Origin of the sequence: Synechococcus sp. HJ21-Hayes, assembly GCF_024345835.1 — a bacterium.
Taxonomy (GTDB): Bacteria; Cyanobacteriota; Cyanobacteriia; order PCC-6307; family Cyanobiaceae; genus Vulcanococcus.
Genome location: NZ_JAGQBW010000018.1, coordinates 14,689 through 27,860, shown reverse-complemented (window position 1 = coordinate 27,860; position 13,172 = coordinate 14,689). Strand labels below are relative to the sequence as shown.

Annotated in this window: 15 protein-coding genes; 8 read left to right on the top strand and 7 right to left on the bottom strand. The window is 68.6% G+C overall.

Annotated features, from left to right (window positions below):
- The first annotated feature begins 16 nt into the window (after nucleotides 1-16).
- The 5 genes from KBZ14_RS12995 to KBZ14_RS12975 all read left to right on the top strand — a co-directional run bounded on the left by KBZ14_RS12995 (nucleotide 17) and on the right by KBZ14_RS12975 (nucleotide 3,295).
- Nucleotides 17-1,036, top strand: coding sequence for an ABC transporter ATP-binding protein (locus KBZ14_RS12995; RefSeq protein ID WP_399211046.1), 1,020 nt, complete (start codon nucleotides 17-19; stop codon nucleotides 1,034-1,036).
- A gap of 40 nt (nucleotides 1,037-1,076) precedes the next feature.
- Nucleotides 1,077-1,943 carry an ABC transporter permease gene (locus KBZ14_RS12990; RefSeq protein ID WP_255118764.1) on the top strand — a complete coding sequence of 289 codons (867 nt, stop codon included), beginning with the start codon at nucleotides 1,077-1,079 and terminating at the stop codon, nucleotides 1,941-1,943.
- Entirely contained in the window at nucleotides 1,943-2,362 is a 420-nt protein-coding gene (locus KBZ14_RS12985; RefSeq protein ID WP_255118763.1) for a hypothetical protein, read from the top strand. Before KBZ14_RS12990 ends, KBZ14_RS12985 begins: the two co-directional genes overlap by 1 nt.
- Nucleotides 2,337-3,041: an N-acetylmannosamine-6-phosphate 2-epimerase gene (locus tag KBZ14_RS12980; RefSeq protein WP_255118762.1), complete on the top strand. Its 705-nt coding sequence runs from the start codon at nucleotides 2,337-2,339 to the stop codon at nucleotides 3,039-3,041. Before KBZ14_RS12985 ends, KBZ14_RS12980 begins: the two co-directional genes overlap by 26 nt.
- Nucleotides 3,042-3,157: 116 nt before the next feature.
- Nucleotides 3,158-3,295, top strand: a complete 138-nt coding sequence (locus KBZ14_RS12975; protein ID WP_255118761.1) for a hypothetical protein — start codon at nucleotides 3,158-3,160, stop codon at nucleotides 3,293-3,295.
- A gap of 21 nt (nucleotides 3,296-3,316) precedes the next feature.
- Here the strand turns inward: KBZ14_RS12975 and groL are convergent, their stop codons facing one another.
- The gene (gene groL, locus KBZ14_RS12970; RefSeq protein WP_255118760.1) at nucleotides 3,317-4,966 is read right to left on the bottom strand and encodes a chaperonin GroEL; all 1,650 of its coding nucleotides are present in this window, start codon (nucleotides 4,964-4,966) and stop codon (nucleotides 3,317-3,319) included.
- Between the two features lie 133 nt (nucleotides 4,967-5,099).
- On the opposite strand from groL, the gene KBZ14_RS12965 reads away from it, so the two are divergent.
- The gene (locus tag KBZ14_RS12965; protein WP_255118804.1) at nucleotides 5,100-5,327 is read left to right on the top strand and encodes a hypothetical protein; all 228 of its coding nucleotides are present in this window, start codon (nucleotides 5,100-5,102) and stop codon (nucleotides 5,325-5,327) included.
- Here KBZ14_RS12965 and fabG read toward each other — a convergent pair.
- Genes fabG through KBZ14_RS12950 form a run of 3 tightly spaced genes read right to left on the bottom strand, consistent with a single transcriptional unit; the run spans nucleotide 5,317 to nucleotide 8,069 of the window.
- Nucleotides 5,317-6,069, bottom strand: coding sequence for a 3-oxoacyl-[acyl-carrier-protein] reductase (gene fabG / locus KBZ14_RS12960; RefSeq protein ID WP_255118759.1), 753 nt, complete (start codon nucleotides 6,067-6,069; stop codon nucleotides 5,317-5,319). The two genes, KBZ14_RS12965 and fabG, sit on opposite strands and share 11 nt — an antisense overlap.
- Before the next feature lie 51 nt (nucleotides 6,070-6,120).
- Nucleotides 6,121-7,236: a potassium channel family protein gene (locus KBZ14_RS12955; RefSeq protein WP_255118758.1), complete on the bottom strand. Its 1,116-nt coding sequence runs from the start codon at nucleotides 7,234-7,236 to the stop codon at nucleotides 6,121-6,123.
- Nucleotides 7,233-8,069 (bottom strand): glycosyltransferase family 9 protein, encoded by an 837-nt coding sequence (locus tag KBZ14_RS12950; RefSeq protein ID WP_255118757.1) that lies wholly within the window; start codon nucleotides 8,067-8,069, stop codon nucleotides 7,233-7,235. The genes KBZ14_RS12955 and KBZ14_RS12950 overlap by 4 nt, the downstream gene beginning before the upstream one ends.
- A gap of 77 nt (nucleotides 8,070-8,146) precedes the next feature.
- Here KBZ14_RS12950 and ispD point away from each other — a divergent pair, with 77 nt between their 5' ends.
- Entirely contained in the window at nucleotides 8,147-8,824 is a 678-nt protein-coding gene (ispD, locus tag KBZ14_RS12945; protein ID WP_255118756.1) for a 2-C-methyl-D-erythritol 4-phosphate cytidylyltransferase, read from the top strand.
- Here the strand turns inward: ispD and KBZ14_RS12940 are convergent.
- Both KBZ14_RS12940 and KBZ14_RS12935 read right to left on the bottom strand, forming a co-directional pair.
- Nucleotides 8,821-9,705 (bottom strand): S66 peptidase family protein, encoded by an 885-nt coding sequence (locus KBZ14_RS12940; protein WP_255118755.1) that lies wholly within the window; start codon nucleotides 9,703-9,705, stop codon nucleotides 8,821-8,823. The genes ispD and KBZ14_RS12940 overlap by 4 nt on opposite strands.
- The gene (locus tag KBZ14_RS12935; protein WP_255118754.1) at nucleotides 9,702-10,607 is read right to left on the bottom strand and encodes a 4-hydroxybenzoate polyprenyltransferase; all 906 of its coding nucleotides are present in this window, start codon (nucleotides 10,605-10,607) and stop codon (nucleotides 9,702-9,704) included. The genes KBZ14_RS12940 and KBZ14_RS12935 overlap by 4 nt, the downstream gene beginning before the upstream one ends.
- Nucleotides 10,608-10,655: 48 nt before the next feature.
- On the opposite strand from KBZ14_RS12935, the gene KBZ14_RS12930 reads away from it, so the two are divergent.
- A complete protein-coding gene (locus KBZ14_RS12930) occupies nucleotides 10,656-12,320 on the top strand; it encodes a Ppx/GppA phosphatase family protein (RefSeq protein WP_399211048.1) in 1,665 nt (554 codons plus the stop codon).
- Here the strand turns inward: KBZ14_RS12930 and KBZ14_RS12925 are convergent.
- Nucleotides 12,280-13,077, bottom strand: a complete 798-nt coding sequence (locus KBZ14_RS12925; protein WP_255118752.1) for a helix-turn-helix domain-containing protein — start codon at nucleotides 13,075-13,077, stop codon at nucleotides 12,280-12,282. The genes KBZ14_RS12930 and KBZ14_RS12925 overlap by 41 nt on opposite strands.
- Between the last annotated feature and the right edge of the window lie 95 nt (nucleotides 13,078-13,172).

Here is a 13,172-nt window from a genome sequence, read left to right as displayed (position 1 = left end):
GGCGGTGCCAGAAGCGGTGATCCAGCTCCACGACGTCTGCAAGCGTTACGGCAAAGGCGACAAGGCGGTGGAGGCCTTGCGGGGTCTCAGCTTGTCGGTGCCCAAGGGCAGCCTCTATGGCCTGTTAGGGCCCAACGGCGCCGGTAAAACCACCACCCTGCGGATCCTCGCCACCCTGCTCGCCCCCAGTTCCGGCAGTGTGCGGGTGGCTGGGGTGGATGGCTTGGTGGATCCCCGCGGCGTGCGCGAACGCCTCGGCTACGTGGCCCAGGAGGTGGCGCTCGACAAGATCCTCAGTGGCCGCGAGCTGCTCCAACTCCAGGGCGACCTCTATCACCTGCCCAAGGCGGAGCGCGATCGGCGCATCGCTGAACTGGAGGACCTGCTGGCCATGGGCGACTGGATTGATCGTCGCTGCGGCACCTATTCCGGGGGTATGCGCCGCCGCCTGGATCTGGCCTCCGGGCTGCTGCACCGGCCCCAGGTGCTGGTGCTGGATGAGCCCACTGTGGGGCTGGATATCGAGAGCCGAGCTGCCATCTGGCAGGTGTTGCAGCAGCTGCGTGATCAGGGCACCACGGTGTTGCTGAGCAGCCATTACCTCGAGGAGGTGGATGCCCTTGCGGATCATCTGGCGATCATTGAGAACGGCCGGGTGATCGCCGAGGGCAGGCCTTCCGAGCTGAAGGCGGCCCTGGGCGGAGACCGGGTGACCCTGCGAGTGCGGGAGTTCAGTGATGAGCCCGAGGCCCTGCGGGTGCAGCAGCTTTTGCAGGGCTGTGCGGGTGTGCGCCAGGTGGTTGTGAACCGGGCCCAGGGCTTTTCGCTCAACCTGGTGGTGGAGCATGACGGAGTGGCGGAGCAGCTGCGTCGCCAGCTGGCTGAAGCACAGCTGCCCGTGTTCGCCCTGGCCCAGAGCCGCCCCAGCCTCGACGACGTGTATCTGCAGGCCACGGGCCGCACCCTGATGGATGCGGAGCTGGCGGTGGCTGGCAGCCGCGATGCCAAGGAGGAGCGCAAGCAGTCCATGCGTTGATCTCTGCCCCGTTGAGTTCGTGTTCCCCGTTCCACCAGCAATGACCAGCGCCACCCCCTCTCTGCTCAGCCCCGTGACGCCCGATATGGGCAACCACTCGGCCCTTGCCGATCTCAGCCAGGAAACCCTGGCCCTCACCAAGCGGCTGTTCCTGCAGCTGGCGCGGAGGCCCTCCACCCTGGTGGCTGGTGTGTTGCAACCGCTGATCTGGCTGGTGCTGTTTGGGGCTCTGTTTGCCAATGCCCCGGAAGGCCTGCTCCCCGATGGCATGAGTTATGGCCGCTTCCTGGGGGCCGGCGTGATTGTGTTCACGGCCTTCAGTGCCGCCCTCAACGCGGGCCTGCCGGTGATGTTCGACCGGGAATTCGGTTTTCTGAACCGGCTGCTGGTGGCCCCGCTGCGCTCCCGCAGCTCGATCGTGCTGGCCTCGGTGCTCTACATCACCTCCCTGAGCCTGGTGCAGAGCCTGGCGATCATGGGCACCGCCTGGTTGTTGGGCTACGGCTGGCCCGGTGGGGCGGGCCTGCTGCTGGTCTTGGTGACCCTGCTGCTGCTCGTGTTTGCCGTGACGGGTCTGAGCCTCGGGCTGGCCTTTGCCCTGCCGGGCCACATCGAGCTGATTGCGGTGATCTTTGTAGCCAACCTGCCGCTGCTGTTCGCCAGCACGGCCCTGGCACCGATTTCGTTCATGCCGCCCTGGTTGGGCTGGCTTGCGGCCCTGAATCCCCTTACCTTCGCCATTGAACCCATCCGTGCGGCCTACGCCGGCAACTTTTCCCTTTCGGCCCTGGTGCTGCAGGCCCCCTATGGGGAGCTGAGCGCTGCCAGCTGCCTGGGGGTGTTGGCGGCCCTGGCGGCTGGGCTGTTTCTGTTGATCCGCCCCCTGCTGGATCGCAAGCTCTCCTGATGTCTGTGCGCCCCTTGCCTGTCCGTCCTGCTGCCGCACCCTCTCCCCTGGCCCGGCGGCAGGCCCTGCGCCAGGAGCTCAGCGCTGCGTTACAACGCCGCGATGCGGCAGCCCTGCAGCGGCTGTCCAGTTTGTGGGTACATCGCCAGGGCGTCAGTTCCCTGCCTGCACTGATGCAGGAGCTGGCCCAGGCGGAGAGCCTGGTGTGGTGGCAGGAGCTGCTGGAGGCTCCCACCATCGCCAGTACTCAGCCACCCCTGGAGCCCGCGCAGCTTCCAGTTTCCCCCCCGGTGCAGCAGCTGCCAGTGCTGCCGCGGCTGTCGCGTCCGGCACCAGCTCCCAGCCATCCGGCGCTGGCCCGGCTGCGCAGTTGGCTCCCGGATGTCCAGGCTGATGCGGAGCTTCCCCGTGCGGCTTGAGCGTGCAGCCCTCCAGGGGGGCTTGATCGTGTCCGTGCAGGCGCCGGAGGGGTCGCCGATGCGGGATCCCCAGGTGATTGCGGCCATGGCGGAAGCCAGCCTGCGCAATGGCGCCATCGGTGTGCGCTTGGAGAGTCCCGATCACATCGGCGCGGTGCGGCGCCGCTGCCCGGAGGCCCTGATCGTGGGCCTGTGGAAACGCACCTTCCCAGATAGTTCCGTCTACATCACCCCAGGCTGGGAGGAGATCCAGGCGGTGTGGGCGGCTGGAGCCGATGTGATTGCACTGGATGCCACCGACCGGCATCGCCCCGCTGGTCAGGACCTGGCTGATTTGGTGCGCCGGGCCTCAGGGGATCTCCGTGCCCCACTGATGGCTGATATCGATTCCGTGGATAACGGCTTGCGGGCGGCCGCCCTTGGCTGCCAGTGGGTGGGCACCACGTTGTTCGGCTACACGGAGACCACCGCGGGCTCACGGCCGCCCGCCTGGGAGCTGCTGGCCCCACTGCGCCAGCAGTTGCCTGCCAGCACCAGCCTGATCTGTGAGGGGGGCATCGCCACGGCCGATCAGGCCCGTTCGGCGTTGCAGCAGGGAGCCGATGCCGTGGTGGTGGGCACCGCCATTACCGGTGTCGACCTTCAGGTGGCGGCCTATGTCGGGGCGATTGGCCGCTGACTGAGGCGGGAACTTGGTTACTCCCTGGGTAGGAAAGCTTCCTGAAGTTTGAAGTCCACCCAGCACCCTAGTGGTGAGACTACGCGTCTCTCAGGTGTCTCAAAGGAGGTGCAGTGATGAGCACTCCCGTGGAAAGCCTGCCGATGGCGGAGCCTCAGGGCTTGAACCGGGAACTGGGGCGGCTCTGCAGTGACCCGCCCCGGGAAGCGTTGAGCGTCTGCCGCATCCACGCCCGGCTGATCAGGGCGCTGTAGCGGCGTGAGGCCGGTGGGGCCTCACATCATGCCGGGCATGCCCATCCCGCCCATGCCACCCATTCCGCCCATGTCGCCACCGGGTGCAGCGGTGGCAGGAGGCTCGGGCTTGTCGGCGATCACGGCCTCGGTGGTGATCAGCAGGGAGGCGATGGACACGGCGTCCTGCAGGGCGAGACGCACCACCTTGGCCGCGTCGAGAATGCCGGCGGTGAGCAGGTCTTCGTAGGTGCCGGTGGCGGCATTGAAGCCCTTGCCGCTGCGCAGTACTTCTTCCGCCACCACGTTGCCGTCATGGCCGGCATTGACCGCGATTTGCTGCAGTGGTGCCGTCAGGGCCCGCTGCACAATCTGTACGCCAGTGCGCTCATCGCCACTCAGGCTGGCGGCGAGGCCGTCGAGATTGCCGGCCAGCAGGGCGAGGGTGCTGCCCCCCCCGGCCAGGATTCCCTCTTCCACAGCGGCCCGCGTGGCGTTGAGGGCGTCCTCGATGCGCAGCTTGCGGTTGCGCAGTTCGGTTTCGGTGGGGGCACCCACCTTGATCACGGCCACGCCGCCGGCCAGTTTGGCGATGCGCTCCACCAGCTTCTCGCGGTCGTAGTCGGAGTCGGTGTTGTCGAGCTCACGGCGGATGGTGGCCACCCGATCGGCCACCGCAGCCTGGTGTTCACCGGTGGCCACGATCGTGGTGCTGTCCTTGCTGATGGTGATGGTGCGCACCTTGCCCAGGTCGTCCAGACTCACCTTGTCGAGCGTCATGGCCCGGTCTTCAGACACCAGGGTGGCGCCGGTGAGGATGGCGATGTCCTGCAGGGCCGCCTTGCGACGCTCGCCGAAGGCCGGGGCTCGCACAGCCGCCACCTGCAGGACGCCACGGTTCTTGTTCACCACCAGGGTGGCGAGGGCTTCACCATCCACCTCTTCCGCCAGGATCACCAGGGGCTTGCCGGCCCGGGACACCGCTTCCAGTACGGGCACCAGGTCGGTGATGGAGCTGATCTTGCGGTCGGTGACCAGCAGCAGGGCGTTCTCGAACTCGCAGACGCGGCGATCACCGTCGGTGACGAAATAGGGGGAGCTGTAGCCCCGATCGAAGGCCATGCCCTCGGTGATTTCCAGCTCGGTGGCCAGGCTCTTGCTCTCCTCCACGGTGATCACGCCATCGGCAGTGACCTTCTCCATGGCCTCGGCAATCATCTGCCCCACTTCCTCGTCGCCACCGGAGCTCACCGTGGCCACCTGGCGGATGGCGTCGCCGGCCACGGCGCTGGAGCGGGCTTCGATGCCCTGCACCAGTTGAGCCACGGCCTTGTCCATGCCGCGGCGCACGCCCACGGGGTTGGCGCCTGCCGCCACGTTGCGCAGGCCCTCACGGGCCATGGCCTGGGCCAGCACCGTGGCGGTGGTGGTGCCGTCGCCGGCCTTGTCCTTGGTCTTGGTGGCCACCTGCAGCAGCAGCTTGGCGCCGATGTTCTCGAAGGGATCTTCGAGTTCGATTTCCTTGGCGATGGTGACGCCGTCATTCACCACATCCGGGGCGCCGAACTTCTTCTCCAGCACCACGTTGCGGCCCTTGGGGCCGATGGTGACCTTGACCGCATCGGCCAGGGCGTTGACACCGCGCTCGAGGGCGGAGCGGGAGGCATCGGAGAACAGGAGCAGCTTGGCCATGGGGCGCGGCAGCACAGAGAAGAACCGTGGCCACAGGCTCCCATGCCATCCGGCGGCCTGGCTGGTGGGGAAAGCCGAATGCCAGGGGTGGGGAAGGCTGCATCCACCCCGGCCTCTCGATAGGGTGCCGCCCATGGAGGACAGCATCACCGAGGTTCTGAGCGATGCCTTGGCGGACCCTGCCGCCGGCAGCAACTTGATGGTGTTTCTGCTGGTGGCGGGGTTAGGCCTGGGCATGGCCCTGATCTACGTGCCGCTGCGCATCTTTCTCACCATGACGGCCCGCAGCCGTCGGCTCAAGCTGCTGCAACGAATCCGGCGGCTGCGGGAGGAGCTCGCCCAGCCGGTCTCTAACGCATGACCATGCCGCCATCCACCTGCAGCACCTGGCCGGTCATGTAGGCGGCGGCGGGATCAGCGGCCAGGAAGCGCACGGCGCTGGCCACTTCATCGGGGCTGCCCATCCGACCCAGGGGGATGGCCGAGAGGATCGGCTCCACGTTGAGGTCTTTGGTCATGTCGGTGGTGATGAAGCCCGGTGCCACGGCGTTCACGGTGACGCCACGGCTGGCGAATTCCGCCGCACTGCTGCGGGTGAGCCCGATCACGCCCGCCTTGGCGGCGCTGTAATTGGCCTGGCCGGGGTTGCCCATCAGGCCCACCACCGACGTGATGTTGATGATGCGTCCACTGCGGGCCTTGAGCATCGAGCGGCTCACGGCCCGGGTGCAGAGGAACACCCCCGTGAGATTGAGGTCGATCACGCTCTGCCAATCGGCGCTCTTCATGCGCATCAGCAAGCCATCGCGGGTGATGCCGGCGTTGTTCACCAACACATCGAGCCGGCCTTCCTTCGCCAGTACGTCCTTCACCATGGCCTCCACCTGGTCCTCATCGGCCACGTTGGCCTGATGGGCCCAGGCCTTGCCGCCACTGGCCTGGATCTCCGCCACCACTGCGTCCGCCGCTCCAGGCGAGCTGGCGTAGTTCACCACCACCGTGGCGCCCGCCTGGGCCAGCACCTGGGCGATGCAGCGGCCGATGCCCCGGCTGGCGCCGGTCACCAGGGCAACCTGTCCGGCAAGGGGGGTGGCGTTGGCCATGGAGCAGAGGCGGCAATCGCGCGAGCGTAAGCCTGGCCTTGCGGGTGGCGCCTAGGCCTGCAGCGTATCCACGCCGGCCAGGGCCGATCCCAGCAGGTCGGTGAGGCGCTCCAGCTGGTCCTGGCTGCCCATCACCACCAGGAGCTGGCCTGGCGCCAGGCGCACCTCCCCGCTGGGATTGGCCAGCAGATCGGCCCCGGGGGCACCAGCGCCCGTCGGGTTGCGAATCGCCAGCACCAGGGCGCCGCTGCGCCTACCCAGCTGCAGCTCCGCCAGGCTGCGGCCATTGAGTTGGCCCAGTTGCTCGGGGTCGCTGCTCAGCAGCAGCTCCTCCACCTCACACTCGGAGCCAGCCAGCAGTTCCATGAAGTTCACCGCCAGGGGCCGCAGGGCGGTGGCGGCCATGGTGCGGCCGCCCGCCACATAGGGGCTCACCACCTGGTCGGCCCCGGCCAGGCGCAGTTTGCCCTCGGCTTCCTCGCTGTCGGCCCGGGCGATCAAGCGGCACCGGGGGGCCAGGCCCCGGGCACTGAGGATCACGTAGAGGTTGGCCGCATTGCTGGGCAGGGCCGCCACCAGGGCCCGGCAGTGATGCACGCCAGCCTCCTCGAGCGTCACGTCGAGGGTGGCGTCCGCCTGCAGCACCGTGAGGCCCCGCTGCTGTGCCTCCTGGATGCGGTCTGGATCCATCTCCACCACGAGCAAGGGCACCGCTTCGGCGCTGAGTTGTTGGGCGATTTCGCGGCCGATGCGGCCATAGCCACAGAGGATCACGTGGTTGTTCATCGTGCGCTGCAGCTGTTGGCGATAGCGGCGCTCCCGGAGGCGCCGGAAATAGCCGGAATTGGTTAATTCCAGCAGTTTCTGAATGGTCTGTTGCACCACCACTAGGCCGCCGATGATGAGCAGGGCTGTCACCACCCGGCCTCCTCCACTGAGAACCTGGGTTTCCGCATCGCTGAACCCCAGGGTGCTGAGGCTGATCAGCACCATCCAGTAGCAGTCACCCCAGTCCCAGCCTTCGCTGATCCGGTAGCCCGCGGCCCCGGCATTCACCACCATCACCAGCGCGAGCACGGGGCCGGCCCAGGGGCGCCGGCTCAGCAGTTCTGAGAGCGAGGCCCTGCTTCGGGCCTGGCGCAGGCGTGTGCGCCGAGGTTGTCTCATCCCAGGCCCATGGCCTGGAGCACCTCCGCCATGGGCAGTTGGGTCAGCGGGCTGCGGGCCCCCAGCCCCTGTACGCCCTGTCGGGTTGGCAGTTGAGCGGCGTCGCGGCCCAAGGCCACCAGGGGAACCCCGCTGAACAGGGCCAGTTCGGTGGTGATGGGATCGCTGCTCAGCACCACATCACAGCTCGCGATCTGGGCTGCCCGCTCCTGCAGCTTGCTGCCGCGCAGGGCCTGCACCACCCGCAGATCGGGCAACTTGCTGCGCACCTGTTCGGGCAGGGATTGCCACTGGCTGCTGGGCCAGTCGTTGACGGTGCCAGAGGGGCTCAGCAGCAGGGCAGGGCCCTGGCCGGCCGGTAGCTGGGCCGCCGCTTGTTCGAGGGCGGCCTTGGGTAACGCCAGGCGGAAGGCCCCCGCATCCAGGCTCAGGCCCAGCGGGCGCAGGAAGGCCCCCAGGGCCTGGGGCTGCCAGCCGTCCGTGGGGCTCACGCTGCTCGTGGCGGAGAAGCCACCCGCCGCCACGCGGTTGGGAATGTGGCTCATCGAGAGCATCAGGTCGAGCTGGCGCCCCTGCGCCAGGCTGATGCAGGCCTGAAAATCGGGCTCCCGCACGTTGCCCAGCAAGTTGGCCCAGTCCGCCAGGCTGGCCCGTGTGTCGAAGTCGAACGGAATCACCTTCTCCACCGCCGGTACCAGCGTCCAGGCGGTGGCGGCGGCAGGGGCACAGGCCACCTGTACCTGGGCCTGGAGTTGGCTGGCCACAGTCGCCACGGCCGGCAGGGCCTCCAGCTGGCTGGTGATGCCGCCCGGAAGCAGAAACAGAACGCGCATGGCGGCGGGCAGCTAGGGCGGGTCGCGGGCTGATTGTATGGAGGTCGGATCAACCAGGCTCAGGAGGCCGCCCGCTTGTGCATTTGCTGATCGCCTGTGCCGGCAGCGGCCGCCGCATGGGAGCGGAGCGCAACAAGCTGCTGCTGGAGGTGGCGGGGCGCCCTGTGCTCGCCTGGACCCTGGAGGCCGCCCTGGCCTGCGGCGACATCCGCTGGATTGGCATCGTGGGCCAACCCATCGATCAGGCCGCCATTGAGGGTTTGGTGGCCGCCGTCAACCCCGACCGTCCCGTGGTGTGGATCCAGGGAGGCGACACCCGCCAGGAATCCGTGAGCAACGGCCTCGCAGCCCTGCCTCCGGAAGCAAGCTCTGTGCTGATCCACGACGGGGCCCGCTGCCTGGTTGATCCTGATCTGATCAGCCGCTGCTCCCAGGCCGTGGCCGCCGGTGCGGCGGTGATCGCTGCTGCGCCCGTGACCGACACGATTAAGCGGGTGGATGGCGATGGGGTGATTCAGGACACGCCGGATCGCTCACAGCTCTGGGGTGCCCAGACCCCCCAGGGTTTTCCGGTGCAACAGCTCAGGGATGCCCACGCCCGTGCCGTTGCCGAGGGCTGGAGCGTCACCGATGACGCCTCCCTGTTCGAGCGCCTCGGCTGGGCGGTGCAGGTGATTGAGGCCTCCCCCTCCAACATCAAGATCACCACCCCCTTCGACCTCACCATTGCGGCGGCGGTGTTGGCCGGCCGCTAGAGCACCTGCAGCACACCCCGGTGGGCATCCAGCCGGACCTGAACGCCTAGGGGGAGAGCGGCATTGCCGGGCTCATGGCCCACCGGCAGCTGGGCCAGTACAGGGATGCCCAGGTCGGCGGTGCGCTCCCGCAGCACCTGCTCGAGGCTGAAGCAGGTGTCCGGATCGCGCGCGTCGTCGTCATTGCAGTGGCTGAAGCTGCCGAAGCCGATGCCGGCCAGTTGCTGCAGGGCTCCGCTGAGGCGCCAGTGGGTGAGCATGCGGTCGATGCGGTAGGGGGCCTCGCCCACGTCCTCCAGCACCAGCACTGCCCCGCGCAGATCCGGGAGGTGGGGGGTTCCCAACAGGTGGGTGGCCACGGTGAGGTTGCCCACCAGCAGCGGACCTATCGCCACGCCTGCTTTCCAGGCCTCCCCCGTGAGGTCCGCCAGCGGCTCACCGAACAGCAACTGCCGCAGTCGTTCCTGGCTCCAGGCGGGCTCGCTGGCCAGGGTGGTGACCAGGGGGCCGTGGATGCCGCCGCAACGCCCTTGGGTCCGCTGGGCCCACAGCAGTGAGGTGACATCCGAGAAGCCCAGCAGCCAGCCGTCTGGCAGAGACAGGGACTGATGGGCTTCAAGGAGCCGGGCGGCACCCCAGCCACCGCGGATGCAGGCCGTGAGCGGGGCTGGGGGCAGCAGGTCGCCGTGGCGCTGGAGGTCGGCCCCGGCCAGGTAGCCCCAGCGGCGCAGGGGTTCGGGGTGGCTCTCCACCTGCAGGCCCCAGCTCTGCAGCACGGCGCTGCCGGCCTCGAGCCGCTCCAGGTTGTCCAGGGCTGAGCTGGCGGCAGCCAGCTGCACCCGGTCCCCCGCCCGCAGGGGGTGCGGCAGCTGCCCTGTCATCCCGGCAGTGCCCCGCCTGTTCGTCCGAGCAACAGGGCCAGTAGCAGCAGGGATCCCAGCAGCACCTGGTGGCGAAAATGCAGTCCGTAGGCCGATCGGGGCAGTTCGGGCCGGCGCAGCAGCCAGGCCTCCCGCAGCAGTCCGGCCGTGGCAACCGCCCAGATCAGCCAGAAGAGCAGGCCGGCCCCCTGCAGCCTTGCGGCGATGGCCAGCAGCACGGCGGTGGCGCCGTAGCAAAGGCCCACGGCCGTAGGGGCCTGGGCCCCGAGGCTGAGGGCGCTGCTGCGGATGCCGAGGGCTGCGTCATCCGGGCGGTCGGCCATGGCGTACACCGTGTCGAACCCGAAGGTCCACAGCAGCGTGGCCGCCCAGGTGGTGAACAGCGGCCAGCCGCCGTCCAGGGTGCCGGTGGCGGCCCCCCAGGGGATCAGCACGGCGAAGCCCCAGCAGAGGGCCAGTACCGCCTGGGGGAAGGCAAACCAGCGCTTGGCGGAGGGGTAGAGCAGCACCGGCGGCAGGGTGGCCAGGGCCAGGGCCAGACAGAGGCCGCGGCTGCCGGCGGGCAGACCCCAGAGCACCACCGCTAGGGCTGCCAGCAGGCACAGCCCCAGCAGCACCAGGGCTGCGGACACGCCGATCCGGCCACTGGCCAGGGGGCGCTGGCGGGTGCGCTCCACCTGGGGGTCGATGCGGCGATCCCAGAGGTCGTTGGCCACGCAGCCCGCCCCGCTCACCGCCAGGCCCCCCAGCACAATCCAGCCCACCAGCACCGCTGGTGGGGGGGTGGCCGGCAGGAGCCACAGGCTCCAGCCGGCGGGGATCAGCAGGATCAGCCGGCCACTGGGCTTGTCCCAGCGCAGCAGGGCCAGCCAGGCCTGAACCAGTTCAAGGGCTGCGGCCACAGGCTGGGGCTCTCTCCAATGTTGGGCAGCACGTTAGGTGGCCCGGCGATGCGAAAGTGCCAGCAGCACCGCCTGCTGTCCCGCGTGACCGAGACCTCCGCCGGCAACGGCACAGCTGGGAGCCGGCCGGTGGCCGGCATTGACATCGGCACCAATTCCATCCACCTGCTGGTCGCGGCTGTGGATCCGGCCCTGCGCAGCTTCTCGGTGGTGCTCACGGAGAAATCCACCACCCGGCTAGGGGAGCGTGATCCTGAAACCGGCGACCTCAGCGCCGAGGCGATCGAGCGGGCCTTCATCACCCTGCGCCACTGCCGGGAGCTGGCCGCCAGCCACGGTGTGCAGCCCGGCGATGTGGTGACGGCCGCCACCAGTGCCGTGCGTGAGGCCCCGAATGGCCGGGAATTCCTGCAGGCCATCCAGGAACAGCTGGGCCTGGAGGTGGATCTGGTGAGTGGCCCGGAGGAGGCTCGCCTTATCTATCTGGGTGTGCTCTCCGGCATGGCCTTCGGGGAGCAGCCCCACCTGATCCTCGATATCGGTGGAGGCTCCACCGAATTGATCCTGGCGGATGGCCGGGATGCCCGCGCCCTTACCAGCACCCGGGTGGGGGCCGTGCGGCTGCAGCGGGATTTTGTTCACGACGATCCGCTACCCCCCAAGCGGGTGGAGTTCCTGCGGGCGTACATCCAGGGGAGCCTCGAGCCGGCGGTGCTGAAGGTGAAGCAGCGGCTCAACCCAGGCGAATTGCCGGTGATGGTGGGCACCAGCGGCACCGCCATGGCGATCGCGGCCATGGCGGCGGCGGAGGATCCTCGCCCTCCTTTGCGCATGCAGGGCTATCGGGTGCCGCGGGAGCGGCTCAATCAGCTGGTGGCCCGCCTGCTCACCATGACCCCCGAGCAGCGGCGAGCCCTGCCCTGCCTCAACGAGCGCAGGGCCGAGATCATCGTTCCCGGTGCCCTGATCCTGCAGACCGCCATGCAGATGCTCGGTGCCCAGGAGCTGGTGATCAGTGAGCGGGCTCTGCGAGAAGGCCTGATCGTGGATTGGATGCTGCGCAACGATCTGATCGTGGATCGTTTTGCGTTCCAGAGCAGTATTCGCCAGCGCACCGTGCTGCACCAGGTGCAGCGCTACGGCGTGGATCAGGCTCGGGCGGAGCGGGTGGCGGGCTATGCCCTCAGCCTCTACAGCCAGACCCAGGGGGTGTTGCACAACGATGACGGCAGCGGCCGGCAACTGCTCTGGGCCGCGGCGATGCTGCACAGCTGTGGCCAACACATCAATGTGGGGTCGTATCACAAGCACAGCTGGTATCTGATTCGCCACGGCGACCTACTGGGCTACTCCGACAGTGAGCAGCTCATGGTGGCGGCCATGGCCCGCTACCACCGCCGCAGCCTGCCCAAGAAACGGCATGAGGCCTGGCAGTTGATCGATGGTCGCGAGCAGCGCCGCACGGTGGCGGCCATGGCCCTGCTGCTGCGGCTGGCCGTTGCCCTGGATCGTCGCCCCCAGGCGTCGGTGGCGGGGATTCAGGTGCGTCTGGAGGAAACCAGTTGCCTCAGCATCCAGCTGGAGCCCATGGCTGCTGAGCTCGACCTCAGCCTGGAGCGCTGGAGCCTGCAGGCCTGTGCCCCGGCCGTGCAGGAAGCCGCCGGCGTGAGCCTCAGGGTGTTGGAGCCGCCGCTGCCGGAGCGGAGGGCTTGAACTCCACCCAGCTCAGCTGATCAATTCGCCCCAGGGTCTTGCCGGGGGTGTTGCCAAGGCTGGCGCGAACCAGATCGGGTCGGCCAGCCAACACCCTGAGCCCCGTGCCCAGGGGGAAAACTCGCGTGCCCTTGAGGTTGCCCTCAAACAGCTGCTTGCTGGTGTTGGTGCGCACCTCCAGCCAGCTGGCCTCCGCAGTGGTGAGGCGAAGGGTGGTTGGCATGGCCGCTGGCTTGGCGGGGGCGGGCTGCGGGGGCGGCTGGACCGGAACCAATGGGGCGATGGTCATGGGCCTGCCGCCGGGCTGGTTGCGCTGTTGCCAGCCCCAGCCCCCCGCTGCGGCCAGGCCAGCCAGGAGGGCCACCCAGCCCACAACCGGCAGCAGCGACGGTTGGCGCCTACGGCTGTGGCTGGTCTTGGGGGTGTGGGTGTCTGCGGTGAGTGGAGCCGGGGCAGGCTTCAGGGCACTGGCACTCTGTTTCAGCGGCGTGATCAAGAGGTTCACGTCCACGCCGAGGGCGTCGGCCACACGCCGGGCATGGGCGATCACGAACACCATTTCCGGTAACCGGCTGGAATCCCCCGCTTCGAGGGCTTCCAGTTGTTCGGGACCCATGCGCAACTGAGCCGCGAGGGTGCGGCAGTCCATGCCGCGGGCCAGGCGAGCCTCCCTCAGGGTGAGGCCCAGGCGCTCTAGGGCCGAATCGGCAGACGGCGTTCCAGCGTCAAGGTCCATGGTGGGGATGCTGGCGCTCACGCGCGGGGCCGATGATCTCGTGGCGGCATTGTGACCTGGATTCGCCGTCTATGCACCACAGCCCGAGTACGGCGCCGCAAAAGGGGCCAGTCGGG

Excerpts from the sequence above, each read along its gene's own strand:
- KBZ14_RS12990 (WP_255118764.1), top strand. The coding sequence starts at position 1,077 with ATGACCAGCGCCACCCCCTCTCTGCTCAGCCCCGTGACGCCCGATATG.
- KBZ14_RS12985 (WP_255118763.1), top strand. The coding sequence starts at position 1,943 with ATGTCTGTGCGCCCCTTGCCTGTCCGTCCTGCTGCCGCACCCTCTCCC.
- KBZ14_RS12980 (WP_255118762.1), top strand. The coding sequence starts at position 2,337 with ATGCGGAGCTTCCCCGTGCGGCTTGAGCGTGCAGCCCTCCAGGGGGGC.
- KBZ14_RS12975 (WP_255118761.1), top strand. The coding sequence starts at position 3,158 with ATGAGCACTCCCGTGGAAAGCCTGCCGATGGCGGAGCCTCAGGGCTTG.
- groL (WP_255118760.1), bottom strand. The coding sequence starts at position 4,966 with ATGGCCAAGCTGCTCCTGTTCTCCGATGCCTCCCGCTCCGCCCTCGAG.
- KBZ14_RS12965 (WP_255118804.1), top strand. The coding sequence starts at position 5,100 with ATGGAGGACAGCATCACCGAGGTTCTGAGCGATGCCTTGGCGGACCCT.
- fabG (WP_255118759.1), bottom strand. The coding sequence starts at position 6,069 with ATGGCCAACGCCACCCCCCTTGCCGGACAGGTTGCCCTGGTGACCGGC.
- KBZ14_RS12955 (WP_255118758.1), bottom strand. The coding sequence starts at position 7,236 with ATGAGACAACCTCGGCGCACACGCCTGCGCCAGGCCCGAAGCAGGGCC.
- KBZ14_RS12950 (WP_255118757.1), bottom strand. The coding sequence starts at position 8,069 with ATGCGCGTTCTGTTTCTGCTTCCGGGCGGCATCACCAGCCAGCTGGAG.
- KBZ14_RS12940 (WP_255118755.1), bottom strand. The coding sequence starts at position 9,705 with ATGACAGGGCAGCTGCCGCACCCCCTGCGGGCGGGGGACCGGGTGCAG.
- KBZ14_RS12930 (WP_399211048.1), top strand. The coding sequence starts at position 10,656 with ATGCGAAAGTGCCAGCAGCACCGCCTGCTGTCCCGCGTGACCGAGACC.